Origin of the sequence: Natranaerobius thermophilus JW/NM-WN-LF (genome assembly GCF_000020005.1) — a bacterium.
In the GTDB taxonomy this organism is placed as follows: Bacteria; Bacillota; Natranaerobiia; order Natranaerobiales; family Natranaerobiaceae; genus Natranaerobius; species Natranaerobius thermophilus.
The window spans coordinates 1,169,677-1,184,585 of sequence record NC_010718.1 but is presented as its reverse complement, the minus strand read 5'-3'; the positions used below and the strand labels follow the sequence as shown (position 1 = coordinate 1,184,585).

12 protein-coding genes and 1 other annotated feature are annotated in these 14,909 nt (G+C 37.3%); of the genes, 2 read left to right on the top strand and 10 right to left on the bottom strand.

Features of this window, described 5'->3' with window-relative positions; all coding sequences use genetic code 11:
• The first annotated feature begins 159 nt into the window (after positions 1-159).
• Entirely contained in the window at positions 160-855 is a 696-nt protein-coding gene (locus NTHER_RS05665) for a glycerophosphodiester phosphodiesterase family protein (RefSeq protein ID WP_012447575.1), read from the top strand.
• Here the strand turns inward: NTHER_RS05665 and selD are convergent.
• From selD to NTHER_RS05640, 5 genes are all read right to left on the bottom strand, one after another.
• Positions 852-1,886 (bottom strand): selenide, water dikinase SelD, encoded by a 1,035-nt coding sequence (gene selD, locus NTHER_RS05660; RefSeq protein ID WP_414628117.1) that lies wholly within the window; start codon positions 1,884-1,886, stop codon positions 852-854. The genes NTHER_RS05665 and selD overlap by 4 nt on opposite strands.
• The gene (locus NTHER_RS16135) at positions 1,857-2,066 is read right to left on the bottom strand and encodes a hypothetical protein (protein WP_012447573.1); all 210 of its coding nucleotides are present in this window, start codon (positions 2,064-2,066) and stop codon (positions 1,857-1,859) included. The genes selD and NTHER_RS16135 overlap by 30 nt, the downstream gene beginning before the upstream one ends.
• Positions 2,035-3,936 carry a selenocysteine-specific translation elongation factor gene (gene selB, locus NTHER_RS05655; protein ID WP_012447572.1) on the bottom strand — a complete coding sequence of 634 codons (1,902 nt, stop codon included), beginning with the start codon at positions 3,934-3,936 and terminating at the stop codon, positions 2,035-2,037. Before selB ends, NTHER_RS16135 begins: the two co-directional genes overlap by 32 nt.
• A 485-nt stretch (positions 3,937-4,421) precedes the next feature.
• Positions 4,422-5,045 (bottom strand): ComEA family DNA-binding protein, encoded by a 624-nt coding sequence (locus tag NTHER_RS05645; RefSeq protein ID WP_012447571.1) that lies wholly within the window; start codon positions 5,043-5,045, stop codon positions 4,422-4,424.
• Between the two features lie 386 nt (positions 5,046-5,431).
• Positions 5,432-6,631 (bottom strand): IS110 family RNA-guided transposase, encoded by a 1,200-nt coding sequence (locus NTHER_RS05640; RefSeq protein WP_012447570.1) that lies wholly within the window; start codon positions 6,629-6,631, stop codon positions 5,432-5,434.
• Positions 6,632-6,891: 260 nt separating this feature from the next.
• On the opposite strand from NTHER_RS05640, the gene NTHER_RS05635 reads away from it, so the two are divergent.
• On the top strand, positions 6,892-7,461 hold the full coding sequence (locus NTHER_RS05635; RefSeq protein ID WP_012447569.1) for a tyrosine-type recombinase/integrase: 570 nt from the start codon (positions 6,892-6,894) through the stop codon (positions 7,459-7,461).
• On the opposite strand, the gene NTHER_RS05630 is transcribed toward NTHER_RS05635, so the two are convergent.
• The 5 genes from NTHER_RS05630 to NTHER_RS05605 all read right to left on the bottom strand — a co-directional run bounded on the left by NTHER_RS05630 (position 7,458) and on the right by NTHER_RS05605 (position 14,882).
• On the bottom strand, positions 7,458-8,855 hold the full coding sequence (locus tag NTHER_RS05630; protein ID WP_012447568.1) for a bifunctional folylpolyglutamate synthase/dihydrofolate synthase: 1,398 nt from the start codon (positions 8,853-8,855) through the stop codon (positions 7,458-7,460). The two genes, NTHER_RS05635 and NTHER_RS05630, sit on opposite strands and share 4 nt — an antisense overlap.
• A 7-nt stretch (positions 8,856-8,862) precedes the next feature.
• Positions 8,863-11,520, bottom strand: a complete 2,658-nt coding sequence (locus tag NTHER_RS05625) for a valine--tRNA ligase (protein ID WP_012447567.1) — start codon at positions 11,518-11,520, stop codon at positions 8,863-8,865.
• 166 nt (positions 11,521-11,686) lie between these two features.
• Positions 11,687-11,934 (bottom strand) — a binding site (T-box leader).
• 64 nt (positions 11,935-11,998) lie between these two features.
• The gene (locus NTHER_RS05615; RefSeq protein WP_012447566.1) at positions 11,999-12,430 is read right to left on the bottom strand and encodes a ferritin-like domain-containing protein; all 432 of its coding nucleotides are present in this window, start codon (positions 12,428-12,430) and stop codon (positions 11,999-12,001) included.
• A gap of 20 nt (positions 12,431-12,450) precedes the next feature.
• Positions 12,451-12,876 (bottom strand): hypothetical protein, encoded by a 426-nt coding sequence (locus NTHER_RS05610; protein WP_012447565.1) that lies wholly within the window; start codon positions 12,874-12,876, stop codon positions 12,451-12,453.
• 95 nt (positions 12,877-12,971) lie between these two features.
• A complete protein-coding gene (locus tag NTHER_RS05605) occupies positions 12,972-14,882 on the bottom strand; it encodes an ATP-dependent DNA helicase (protein ID WP_012447564.1) in 1,911 nt (636 codons plus the stop codon).
• Positions 14,883-14,909: the final 27 nt, after the last annotated feature.

Below are 14,909 nucleotides of genomic sequence, written 5' to 3'. Positions count from 1 at the left end.
AATGTTTATTGTAAACGAGGTTCTTCCCAATTATATCCGTAGGCATGATAGGGAACTGGCGTAGCATTCACAGGAATTGTAATTACTAATTTCCTTGAAATCTGCGGCCACTTGTTAACATAGTAATACAATGCAAAACTCGCAAAAGGAGGCAATACAGTGCTGATCATCGCACATAGAGGTGCTAATAATCTAGCACCTGAAAACACACTATCTTCTTTTAACAAAGCATTACAATTAGGTGCAGATGGAATTGAAATGGACGTACAACTATCTAGAGATGGCGAACCCGTAATAATACATGATGAGTACTTGGATAGAACAACCAACGGAATGGGTGCTGTGAGGGACTTCAATCATACGGAGCTACAAAAGCTTGACGCTGGTAGCTGGTTTTCAACTTCTTATTTAAATGAATCCATTCCTACTCTAAAAGAAGTTTTTCGAACTTTTAAATCTAATGAACTCATAATTAATGTGGAATTGAAAAATGACAATATACAATATCCTGGTTTAGAAGAAAAAGTCATTTCTTTGATTGATTATTTTAATTTATTTGAACGAGTAATTGTCTCTTCTTTTAATCATAATAGTTTGTTTAAAGTTAGTCGCCTCGACTCTAGAGTAAAATTAGGATTATTGTATGACCAATCTAGACCAAATACAAACAAGTTAGAGAATAAGGTGGATTTTTATACTATTCATCCTCATAATTCCTTAGATTATAAAAAACCCCATAAAAAACAGGCCAGGGTATTACCCTGGCCTGTTAATAACAGAGAAGAGGCAATCAAACTGGCTAAAAGCCACGAAATATTCGGGATAATTACAGATTTTCCCGAACTGTTTTGTTAAGGCAGTAAAATTTTACTTTCTTTTTCTTGTTTATCCTTAACCTGACCCACTTGATGATAAGCCAGGCAACCTGCTTCTTTTAGAACATTTTCCACTTGGTTGATCTGTTCTTTCGGAACACAAGCAAGTAAACCTCCAGAAGTGATAGCATCAGCCAAAATCAACCTCTTTGTTTCGGAAATCCTTTCATTAAAAGAACATACCTCATTAAAGAATGATAGATTTTTGTAAGTACCGCCCGGAATCAAACCTTGCTCAGCATATTCCTGAGTACCGGGTAGTAAAGGTATATTTTCTTCCCACAGCTCTATATCAACACTACTAGCTTTGGCTACTTCAAGGGCATGCCCTAAGAGTCCAAAACCCGTGACATCGGTACAGGCAGTTACATTAAAATCTTCCAGGACTCTCTTAGCAGTTTTATTTAAGGTCACCATAGCCTCAACAACTGAATGTTCATGGTGGGGCTCTGCAAGTTCTCCTTTGATAGCTGTTGTCACAATACCTGTACCTAAAGGTTTTGTCAAAATCAAGACATCTCCTGACCGAGCACCACTATTTGTCCAAACTTTATCGGGGCTTACTGTGCCTGTAACTGACAGACCGTATTTAGGCTCATTATCTTCAAGGGAGTGTCCACCTACCAGGGCTGCACCTGACTCTTGGATCTTGTCATGTCCACCCCGCAAAATTTCATTAAGAATCTCACTACTCAACTTATCAATGGGGAAGCCTAATAAATTCATGCAGGTAACCGGTTCCGCACCCATGGCATAAATATCACTCAAGGCATTAGAAGCAGCCAACTGACCAAATGTAAAGGGATCATCTACTACAGGAGTAAAAAAGTCTACAGTTTGTACCAGAGCAACATCATCTGTTAATCTATACACCCCAGCATCATCAGAAGTTTCTAAACCGACTAGTAAGCTCGGATCTACAGCTTCAACCTTTAGTGAAGAGAGCATATTGTCTAAGTCCGCCGGACTTAGTTTCGCTGCTCAACCAGATTTACTACTGTAAGAAGTCAGGCGACAACTCGATTCGGACTCATGATCTTGTCCATTTTGATACTTTAACTCCTTATTTTCTGCTTGCTTATTTTTTTCTTCACCCATAAATTCACCTCCTTTACGTAGAGAATCTTTAGTAGTAGATGCAGTTCTTTCAATATTGCTGTTACTCGTTGTTTCCCAGATAGACTCTAACATCTTCCTGACGTCTAGTTAGTTTTATTCTGTCAAAATATTCCAGTAAAGGTAAGGCGTACTTTCGAGTAGTATCCAATATATCTCTCCATTCTCCAATGGACAGTGTATCTTGATCAGAAAAATGATCTTTCAGCAGCTGTTTGGCTTTGTCTACATCTTGAGCTAGCATATAATAATTATCGGTAATTTTTATCATTGTCCCCACCATTACCAGGTATTCAAACAATTCTCTTGTCATATCCTTAGATATTTTCAAATCATTAGAGATATCTTCTAAAGCTGGAGGACGAAAACCTTGGTTTGCATATTTATCTTCAATTTCTTTCAGTAACTGTTTTTGTTCATTAGTTGGTTCAGGTTTGAAATCTGGTAAGCTAATATGATCATTTTCCACCTTTATCTTACTGTCTTTTTGGAGCTGTTCTAATAAAATCATGGATGCTTTCTCATCCATACCAGATTTGACCAGGAAGCTTATAATCTCTGCTTTTGGCTTCCCAGGACGTAAGGGATAATTTTTTTGGAATTCATTGAGGGATTCAATTATCTGCTGAGTTAAATACTGGATTTTCTCGAAATCAATCACGTAGTCCCCTAAAGTAACCAATTTTTGACCTTCAGATAGTCCTTTAACAATAGAATTAAGATCTTCACCTAAAACACCTGTTTCTTTAGCGATTTTATCCAAAGAAACAATTTTTTTAGTTTTGACAACTTGATTAACTAATTCACTAGGATCACCTTTCTCCAGAGCTAGTAAGTGATCAATAACTTTTTGTGAACTTAAAGGTTTTTTGTTAGCATCATGCTCTAAAACTAATCCGCCACCGATAGTGGTAACAGGAGAGTATGATCTAATAATAAATCTATCTTTTCTAAATATAGCAAGGGGCTTTTCCAATCTCAATTGTGCTAATGAACTCTCCCCCGGTTGTAATTTTTTCTGCCCATAAAAGTATATTCTGGCCACGGTCTCTCCCGCTCCTACATGAAGATGTACAGGTGAACCATTTTTAAGTTCCCAATCTATATCTTGTAGCATATTCACTCTGACATCACATTTTGACACTTCCTTAAAATAACTTGGTTCCGATAATACATAGCCCCTTTCCAAATTCTCCGCCGAAACATTGGGAATGTTAATGGCTAATCTCTGTCCTGCCCGTCCTTTATCGACTTGTTTCCCATGGACTTGAATCTGCCTTGCTCGTGTTTTAGTCTCACTAGGAACTATCTCAAGTTCATCACCTTTATCTATGGTTCCTGAAAACAGAGTGCCTGTTACTACAGTTCCAAACCCAGATATCTTAAATGCCCTGTCAATAGGCATGCGAACAGGCCCACCTTCATCCTTAGGAGGGACTTGCTGCAATTTATCGTCAATTAATTCTTTTAACTCTGAAACTCCTTTTCCTGAAACCACAGAGGTCTTTATAAGAGGGGCATCTTTTAGAAATGTTTGGGATAAGCTTTCTCTGACTTCTTCCTGCATAAGTTCAATCCATTCCTCTTCTGCCTGATCTACTTTAGTGAGAACAATTATACCAGATTTAATTTCCAGTAACTCCATAATTGCAATATGTTCTTTAGTCTGAGGCATGATTCCCTCATTCACGTCAATTACTAAAATAACCAAATCTATTCCTGCAATTCCAGCAAGCATATTATGAATGAATTTTTCATGTCCGGGAACATCAACCACCCCAGCTATGCTACCACTAGGAAGCTTAAATGGAGCAAATCCTAAGTCTACGGAAATCCCTCGATCCTTTTCCTCTTGTAGGCGGTCGGTATCTTCTCCCGTTAACGCCTCTATCAACTTAGTTTTTCCATGATCCACATGGCCTGCTGTACCTATCACATGATGCATGACGGATCACCTGCCGTTTATTAATTTTTAATTTTATTTGTCATTCAAAAATCAGAAAACAGTATTTGTAAAGTTGATTCTTTTCAATAAAAATTCCAGTTATTTTCATCTTAATTTAGTATGTGCCCCATGTCAATAAACACCAACAATACACCTAACAAGTTAACTGCCCCAACGCCGTTGGGGCAGTTAACCTCAACCCTTTTTGCAATTAGAAGGCATTTTTTTTAGTATAATTTCATTTAATTCTTCTGAATACATAGGCATTAGCTGAAATTGATTACTCCCACAGTCAGGACAGAATTCCTTTTTTCCCAAAGTCCCTTGCCACCATCTAGGAAAAAACTCTGTATCACAATCGTAACACTTGAACTTGTAACTCATGCTATAGCTACTAAAGATTTAGTAGCTTCTCCCCCCTTCTCTAAACTTTAAACTAAGGGAGATTTATACCTATTCCTTAATTAGAACAGCAATACAAAACACTATGTTACTATTAGCTCTTTAATTTGGTTAAATATTCCTGGTCCAATACCGTTAACATCCATTATTTGTTCAATGCTAGTAAATTCACCTACTTTTTCTCGATGTTTAATAATACTTTCCGCCCGTACAGGCCCTATACCTGGTAGGCTTTCTAGTAAAGTGATATCAGCTGTATTGATATTTATTTTAGTATCACCTTGGGATTTGTTATCAGGGACTAGTTGTGATTCATAGTCAATGTCATCTCCCTCTCTGTATATATGAATATGCTGACCATCCTCCAAAGGTGAAGCCAAGTTTAACAATTCCAATAAAGAATCTTCCAGCTCCCCACCCGCAAGTTCAATTAATTGATATACCCTACTACCATAGGGGAGAGTGTAAACTCCAGGTTCTTTCACCCCACCAGATATGTACACCACTAATTCTTCTGTTCCACTGTCTTTAGACTTTTCTTTAATTTGATCATCAGTATTAATATTGTCCTGAAGATTTAAACCTTCATCATTTTCTTTATCAGAAATAGTTTCATCTTGATCCAAATCAATTACCAAAGAGTTATTCGAACCAGGCAATCCAAAAATCCAACCATAAACAAAAAGCAGGGCTACACCTGCTATCACAATTATTAACGGTCTATTTGTCCTGTTTATGTTAATTACTACATAACCCCCTAAATATAGTAATTATATAATTCTCTTTATTCTATTAAATATCCTTTTTATTTTATAACACTATTATATTAGTTGTTGATACTGTAAATGAAATTTCATAGTATCAACATCCAATCTTTATACAACTTTTTTAAAAAGTATTAAAATTGTTCATAGTAATAGTTGTCAAAGGCATATCAATATGGTTAAAATAAGATACAAGAATGTTGTTTGATTGATATATCATCACTAAAATTAATTTAAGATTCTCTATGTAAAGGGTAAACTGATGTAAAATTTTGGAAATCAGGGATGTAGTAATCCAAAGCTAAAATTTTGCTCTTTTAAAAACTAAATTAAGCAGCGTGTTTTTCTCTAGCTTTTAAGAATTTGTTTTCATTGTAGGGTTCTTTGTTCAGCCACATAGCATAGAGTATCCTGACCCAAATATTAGCTAGAGCCCTTGCAGCCTCATGATGCTGTTTGCCTTCTTTTCGCTTTCTGAGGTAATAATCTCTGGCCCAGGGGACCCACCTCGCAGTTTGAAGAGCAAATTGATGCAAAGCGTTTCTAAAAGGTTTAATACAAGAATGCCGCCTTTTCACAATACGCATTTTGCCACTTTGATGTAGTACTGGTGAAGTTCCCGCAAGGGCTTGGACTACCGAGGCGTCAGCATAACGGCTTCTATCATCTCCCCACTCTGCCAGCAGCCTCGGTGCTATACGCTTACCGGCACCTGGCAAGCTTTCAAAAAGTTTACTGTCAGAGTGGGACTTAAAAAGTTTTTCAATTTCCCTGTCATACTCTTTAATGTGCTCTAATAAAGGCTCTAGCTGATCAAGGATAGTAAATAAAAACTTAGACTTGGCAGAACAAATAGCCCTGTTACCTTCTAAATTACGTCTTTGAAGCTTTGTGAATATTTCATTAGCTTTAGATAAAGGGTTAGGATGATTTTGCTTTTTCAAAAACTTGTAGATATCATCTCTGCTAGCTTTACGAGCCTGTTTTGGAGTAGGATATTTTCTTAAGAAAGCTAGAGAGATAGGTAGAGTTATTTTAGAAAATAATTCAAGAGCTACAGGATAGTATTCTTTCAGTGTTGAAATCAGCCTATTTGTTAGCCTAGTACTTTCTTGTATAAGGGCGTCTTGATCTCTGGTGAGTACTTTAAGCTCTTGGATATGTTCCGAATCAGGCTCTAGCTTATGTAAGTCATGGAGCTCTGATCTGCCCATATTAGCTAGTATTTTAGCATCAATAAAGTCAGTTTTAGCCCCGGAAGCTTTTCGTCTAGCATCAACTAGCTTGGGGTTAACAGAATAAACAGTGAAGTTATTTTCTAAAAGATATTGAGTTAAAAGTCCATGTTTGGTTTCAATTAAGCAGCAGAAGTTTTCAGGATTATCGTCATGTTTCAAAAGTTTAGTTTCTAAAGTTTCAAATCCATCTTGAGAATGTTGAATAGTGAAGTTATCTAGTTCTCTACCATCGCCACTCATGACCAGGATATCATGTTTTGTATCAGCCCAATCAATCCCAACAAAGTACATCTTAAGACCTCCTTTAGGTGATGGTATTTAGTAGCAGTGGTGATCCTCGTCTAGCATCGGTGCTCGAGGCACAACTTCTCTATAGTCCGTAACTGCTACTTATGGTATCCGGGGAAGACATTTCTTAAATAAGCAGTCACACTGGCTAGGAGGTGATGGTCTTTCCCCGGATGGCCACCTTTACTTTATTATTACGTGATCCAAGAGGGACTTTCCTGCCCTTCTATAAATAACTATAACAGACGAGGTGGTGGATATTCATGCCCCAAACTGTACCTGTTGCTTTAAATCGAGAAGAACAAAATTCCTTGTTAAGAGTTCCAGAACGAAATACTGTTATGGGACTTAGAGATCTCATTATTATGAACTTAATCCTAAATTACGGATTAAGACTTTATGAATTGCGATCATTGAGGTGGGATAATTTAGACCTTCATGCCAATATGATATATATACCTAAGAGTAAAGGATCTTTTGGTAGGAAACTGCAATTACGTTTGGCCGATTATAAACTGTTAAATACATGGAAGGACACGCAAAATCAGTACTTTTCAACTTCTTATGTGATCACTACTCTATCGGGAAATGTCATTAGTGGATCTTATATTGAATCAATTTTACAAAGATATTCACAAAAAGCAGGTATTTCCAAGCGTCTGACTCCCCATATTCTAAGGCATGTGTTTGCAGTAGACTCCTATAAAAAGACTGGAGACTTAGATAAAGTTCAAGAACTTCTCGGTCATCGCTTTCGTTCAACTACTGAAGAATATTTAAAAATCGTGGATACAAGAGTTTCACCTTCAAAATTAAAATGGCTAAAAATTTAAGCAAGTATATCTGTCTTCAAATATCGCCGAGCTTCTACTACTAAGTAAAAAGAACCAAAGATCACTAACAAACTTCCGTTGCCAGCTTTTGAGATTCCCATTCGAACTGCCTTGTAAAGATCACTTTCCACAGAAATATTGGTATCTGGTAATTGATCAGTAATATAGTCCAGCAAACAATGAGCTGAAAGGGCTCTAGTATTTTGGGGTTCTGTTACAACAATCTCATCAGGGATCAAGCTGAAGTTGGCAACTATTTTTTCCATCGGTTTATCTTGTAATACTCCAGTAACAAACACTATTTTATTCCATTTCCTATTGGTATCCAAACGTCTTATACAGCTCATCAAATTTTGGACACTTGGAGGATTATGCGAAGCATCTAGTAACACATCTGGTTGTTTTTCAGCTCTAGAACCGGTAATAGTTTTTTCCCCGGAATCTGCAGGCCAAAATTCCATTCTAGCTGGTATATTGACCCTAACCATTCCTTTTCTCATATCATTCCAATCAATCTCATTCCAACCTTGTTTTTTTAATAATTCTAAGGCACATAAAGCCATAGAAGCATTTTTTATCTGTGATTCCCCGAGTAATGGTAACTTAAGATTAATAAATTCAGCTTCTAAACCAAAATAATCAAAGCAATAACCGGTGGATGAAAAAGCTTTTATTCGATAATTCCAGTTCCGTTCGCTGGCATATAAAGGAGACCCTTTCTTCTGGCACTTTTCCTCAATTACTGAAAATGCTTGCTCCTGTGTATCTTCTTCAATACTAGCTTTATCCTGATGTAGTCCAGTAATCACCGGTATATTCTCTTTGATAATTCCAGCTTTTTCTTCGGCTATTTTTGTAAGGGTGTTTCCCAAAACATTAATATGGTCGTAACCTATACTAGTGATAATAGAAAGTACTGGGGTTACTACATTGGTTGCATCCAATCTACCTCCTAAGCCTGTTTCAAGGATTACCATATCAGGCGACTTTTTTTGAAAATAAAGCAGTGCCAAAGCTGTAATAACCTCGAATTGGGTTGGGTGTCCTAAACCTTTGGCTTCAGCCGCTTCTACTATAGGTTTTATTTCGCAGACCAATTCACCCAGTTCAGTTTTAGTAATTGGTTTAGAATTACAAGTGACTCGTTCAGCAAAATCATCAATAAAAGGAGAGGTGAACAGACCTACCTGATACCCCATACTAGAAAGAAGACTTTCTAGTATGGAGCAGGTAGAACCTTTCCCATTAGTTCCTGCCACGTGAATGACAGGATAGTGATTATGAGGGTGATTTAATTCAGTTAACAGCCAGTTAATTCTCTCCAGTCCGGGTTTAGAACCGAATTTGTCGAGATTTTGGATCCATTTAATAGCTTCATCACCACTAATAGCCACCGACTGCTCACTCCTTCATTGCTAATAAAGTATCAAGACGTTCCTGAACTTTAGCTAACCTTTCTTTATAGTCTCTTTCCTTTTCTCGCTCCTTGTCAACTACGTACTGAGGTGCTTTATTTACAAAGTTGTCATTGGCTAATTTACCTTCCACACGAGCCACTTCTTTATCTAGTTCCGCTTTTTGTCCCCGAAGCCTTTCTATCTCTTCATCTAAGTCTACTAGACCTTCTAAGGGTAAGAAAATTTCGGCACCACGTACAACAGCTGTTAGTGCTTTTTTAGGTTTTTCTTCTAGATTATCTACGACTTCTACCGGTGATGCATTAGCTAGAGCTCGGAAGTATTCCTGATTGCTGTTAAAGTTATCGTAATCTGATGCGTCAGAAGCTAGGATTGTGATCGCTGACTTGGTCTGTGGTACAATGTCAAGCTCTCGCCTGAGATTTCTCACAGCCCGTACGCCTTCCATGATTTGTTCCATGGCTTTTTTGCTAGTTTCATCTGAGAAAGACTCCTCTTTTTCTGGCCATTTTGAAGTAACTAGCAATTCATCGGTATGGGGCAAATGAGACCGAATTTCTTCCGACAGAAATGGCATAAAAGGATGAAGCAGTCTCAAGATTGTATCAAGGCCACGTACTAGTATTTCTTGGGTCAATGATTTTTCTTCTTCACTACCCTGATAAAGCCTAATTTTAGCCATCTCAATATACCAGTCACAGAATTCAGACCAGATGAACTCATACAGAGTTTTTGATGCTTCTCCTAGTTCATATTTGTCCATAAGCCTGGTCACATCATCTATAACTTCATTCATGCGATGAAGAATCCACTTATCCGCCAGGCTCAACCTATCATCTTCTGGTGACAGTTCCATAGGTTGATAGTTATCTAAGTTCATAATTGCAAACCTAGACGCATTCCAAATTTTATTGGCAAAATTTCTACTGGCTTCTACTTTATCATAAGAAAATCGCATATCATTTCCTGGTGTAATTCCAGTCACCAAGGTGTATCTTAAAGTATCTGCACCGTATTCATCAATTATTTCTAGGGGATCGATTCCATTGCCCAAGGACTTACTCATCTTTCTGCCATGAGCATCTCTAACTAATCCGTGAATAAATACATCGTCAAATGGTCGTTCCTTCATGAACTCTAATCCCATAAATATCATTCTAGCTACCCAGAAGAAAATAATATCATATCCCGTTACAAGGACATCTGTGGGATAAAATTTCTGTAAATCATCTGTCTCGTCAGGCCATCCCATAGTGGAAAAAGGCCAGAGAGCTGAGCTAAACCAGGTATCTAGTACATCGGGGTCTTGCTCTAAACCTGATTCTCCACATGAAGGACAAGAATCGGGATCCTTCCTGCTAACTATAATTTCACCACACTGGCAATACCAGGCTGGAATGCGATGGCCCCACCAGATCTGACGAGAAATACACCAGTCCCTAATATTCTCCATCCAATTTCTGTAGATTTTTTCAAATCTAGCGGGAACAAATTTTACATCTCCCTTATCAACCACATCTATAGCTGGTCCCGCTAATGGTTTCATTTTTACAAACCACTGTTTACTAACCAGGGGTTCGACTACAGTATCACATCTATGACAGTGACCGATAGAGTGATTATGATCTTCAATTTCCAGTAAATAACCTTGGTCTTTCAAATCTTGAATTACAGATTTTCGACATTCATATCTGTCCATTCCCGAGTATCGCCGTGCTTCATTAGTCATCTGTCCGTCTTTACCTATTACAGCAATACTTTCTAAAGTGTGACGTTCTCCCATTTCAAAGTCATTAGGATCATGACCTGGTGTAACTTTGACAGCACCAGATCCGAATTCAGGGTCAACAAACTCGTCAGCTATAATTGGGATTTCTCTATCCATTAACGGTAGCATAACAGTTTTACCAATTAAATGACTATATCGTTCGTCATCTGGGTGAACAGCTACAGCAGTATCTCCAAGCATAGTCTCAGGTCGCGTTGTAGCCACAGAAATAGAACCTGATCCATCAGTCAAGGGATATTTAATATGAGTGAGAGTTCCCTGATCTTCCATATGCTCTACTTCAATATCTGAGAGGGCAGTATAGCATCTCGGGCACCAATTGATAATATAATCACCTTGATAAATTAGCCCCTTTTCATAAAGTGATACAAAAACTTCTCTAACAGCTTTACTACATCCCTCGTCCATAGTAAATCTTTCTCTAGACCAATCAACGGATACCCCTAATTTTTTTAATTGATTAGTAATACTATCGTGATAGGTTTCTTTCCAAGCCCAAACTTTTTCAAGGAACTTCTCCCTACCCAAGTCGTATTTAGATACACCGTCTTCTTGGGCAAGATGTTCCTCCACTTTAGTTTGAGTTGCTATACCGGCATGGTCAGTACCAGGCATCCACAAAGTATCATAACCTTGCATTCTCTTAAATCGCACAATTACGTCCTGTAATGTATTATCCAGGGCATGGCCCATATGCAGTGAACCCGTGACATTTGGTGGTGGAATTACTACAGAAAATTTATCCCTGTGATCGCAGGAAGCTTTGAAGGAATCAGCATCCAACCATTTCTGATACCATTTTTGTTCAACTTTTTCAGGTTCGTAAACCTTTGATAAATTTGTTTTACTCATAGTATTCACTCCTTTCTTTTATTTGGCTCAGATTCTCTTGTTTGTTTTGTTGCTCTTCAAGATTTACAATCAAGCTACAACAATTTACTTAATTGAAGATTATAAGTTATCAACAGCTAAATATAACAGTGCTATAGCAAAATATAAAAATAAGCCCTTCTGTCCATAAAAGGACGGAAGGGCTTTATTCCGCGGTACCACCTTTTTTCCCCCTACACCTAATTTCCGTAGCTGGGGACCCTCATAAAAATAACGGCTACAGCCGGATGGCCCTACTATCATTATTCATGGATAAATGTTCAGGCCACCATCTCCCGGGCGACATTCAACGGAAAGATCTTAGAGTGCTTTCAGCCATGGCACTCCTCTCTTTCAAGATCTGAACCGCCTACTCCTCCCGTTCCGAGATGTTTCAATGATTTAAAAGTATAGAATTGTATTTATATAATACATATTTTGGGTCTTAGTTGTCAATAGTTTATCCAAAATACTTGTTAACTAAACCCTCAAGCATTTTTGCGTGCCTAGCTTCGTCCTTGGAGGATTCAATAAAATAAGTGTAAGTTTCAGTTAATTCTTGGTCTTTTGCTTTTTCAGCCGCTTTCTTTTTATCTTGATTAGCAAAGATTTCTCCTTCAAGCATTTCTTTTAAATTTTCCTCAGTACTATCATTAATCATACCATTTAATTCAGCAAACCTTGCGGCATGTTCTGCTTCCTCCATGGCAATTCTTTTAAGACTCTCTGCAATTTCAGGATAGCCTTCTCTTTGAGCTTGTCGAGCCATGGCAAGATACAAACCCGTTTCAGATGTTTCGCCTTGAAAATTTTGTTTTACAGGTCTTTCCAGATCAGAACCTTTGGCTTCTCCCAACACATTCTCAGTAGTTAAATTTTTTTGTTCGACCATAATGCAGTCCTCCTCTTTCTTTATGAATCTTTCATGTATATTTGTGCCAGGGATTCTCCTAACTCCTGATCACTTTGTCTGATATCGTTTAGATATACAAATGCACTACCTTCGTATTCAAAAGTTTGACCAGTCAGTATGTACTCTAGAGCTGATCTGCTGACGTTTATTAAACAATCTTCATCATGGTATAATTTGCAGTTCTTACATTGTTTTAAAATCTCTCCCACCGCTTCCAAAATATCCTGTTTATCATAAGCCTTTAAGTCGTGGGTGGGAATACAATCAACACCATTATTCACATAAAATTCATCTTTTTCCATGGCCTCACTAATTAGTTGTTTACAAAAACCAATTAAACATTCATTTGTCTGACAATCATTACATTCCTGACAGCACTTATCGGTGTTTTTATAAACTTTGACAAAATTCACCTCTTCAAGCAAGCCCTTTCCCCCCTTATTGTTACTAGTATTAGTAACTATTATTGATAATTGGTTATGATTATATTTTATTCAAATTAATAATAATTGTCAACAATTTAAGGTAAGGTTTTTATTTTAGCTTCTAATTCCGACCAATTTGATATAAGGGGTGCATTAGGGAGAGAATTTATGAAGTGACGCCCATAAGATTTAGTAAAAACTCTAGGATCCAGAAGGGCAAAGATTCCACAGTCATTATTATGCCTTATTAATCTACCGAACCCTTGCTTTACAGCCAATACAGCTTCTGGCAACTGATAGTTCATAAAGCTATTTTGTCCTTCTTGTTGCAGTTTTTCAATTTTAGCCTTTATTAAAGGATTATCGGGTACTGCAAAGGGTAATTTATCCATAATAACTACTTGCAGTGAACTACCGGGTACGTCTACACCTTCTCTAAAACTATTAGTAGCCATGAGAACGGAACTGGCATCGTTTTGAAACCAAGACAAAATTTTATTTTTTGGATGAATCCCCTGACAATAAATTTCATAGGGGACTTTATCTTTAAGCTGATTATATATACTATTAAGTGTAGAATAGCTTGTAAATAACACTAAAGTTCTTCCACCAGCTGCATCGATAATTTGTTCAATGGTATCTGCTAACTGCCTGTTATACTCCCCTGACCTGGGTTCTGGAAAATTCTTAGGAATATATATATTGGATTGTTCTTGATAGTTAAATGGAGATTCTATTTGATATGTTTGGGCATCTTGACTAAGCCCCACCCTGTTTTTAAAATAAGCAAACTTTCCATTTATAGACAAAGTTGCCGAGGTCATAATAATCCTGTCTACATTATCGAATAAAAATTCCCTTAACTGTTTATGAACAAATACAGGATTTGTTGATAAAGAAATGTCCGATGATTGCTGATTAACCCATGAAATATAGTCCTCTTCCTCTAAATCTAATATCAAATCCAAGTCAAGCTTTGTCTTATTTAATCTAGAAGCCAACATTCTTGGTTGTTCTGGTCGATCCATTTCTTCTAACGCACATTCCTCCACATGTTGTGCTAATTTAGATAACTTTTTTCTAAATTCCTTTAGGGAGATAAATGAATCTAATTCCCTTAATAAATAATCACTTTCTCTGAAATCAGAAAGTTTATTAAAAGCCTTAACGGCACTGGCTTCCGCCTCTTGGACTAAATTCACTTGAGCTTGAAATTTTTGTTTTAAATAGCTGGTCACTTCTTTAAATAATTTTATTACCCGGGAATATTTCACTTCCCTTCCGAGAGATTTAGTGGCCGTATCAGGTATATGATGAGCTTCATCAAAAATAACTCCTTCATAATCAGGGAAAATAGACATAGACCCATCTGAATCTATTCTTAGATTAAGATCACTAAAATATAAATGATGGTTAGTTACTAACAGTTCTGCAGTTTCTGCCCTTTTTCTCAATTTAACCACAAAGCATTCACTGTAAAATTGACATCTCATAGCCAAGCAACTTTCGCTTTGAGAACAAACTTTTTCCCAAATTTCCGGCATTGTTTGGAGTTCATTGCGATCACCCGTCTCTGTTTCATTTACCCATTCAATCAGTTCACGCTCTTGAATTGAGTTAACAAAGCTTGTTTGTCCAAAATGTTGATTAAATTTCTGTTTACAAAGATAATTGCTTCTACCTTTAATCACTTCAACTCTCAGGGTTCTCCCAATAATTTTTTCAACCAAAGGGATATCCTTCTGAAGTAGTTGTTCTTGTAAGGCGATGGTAGCTGTAGAGATAACCATTCTAAATTCATCCTGTGCCAGCTGAACTGCAGGCAACAGATAGGCCAGGGACTTTCCTGTACCAGTTCCTGCCTCTACTACAAAATGCCCTCCATCTTGGAGAGCTTTTAAAACCCCAAGGCTCATATCTATTTGTCCTTCTCTAGTTTCGAATTTATCGATATGATGCTGTAAGTCTTCCCAAATCTGATCCAGTTCCTCCCATTGAGACGACACAATCATCCCTCCGTCCAAGTCAACATG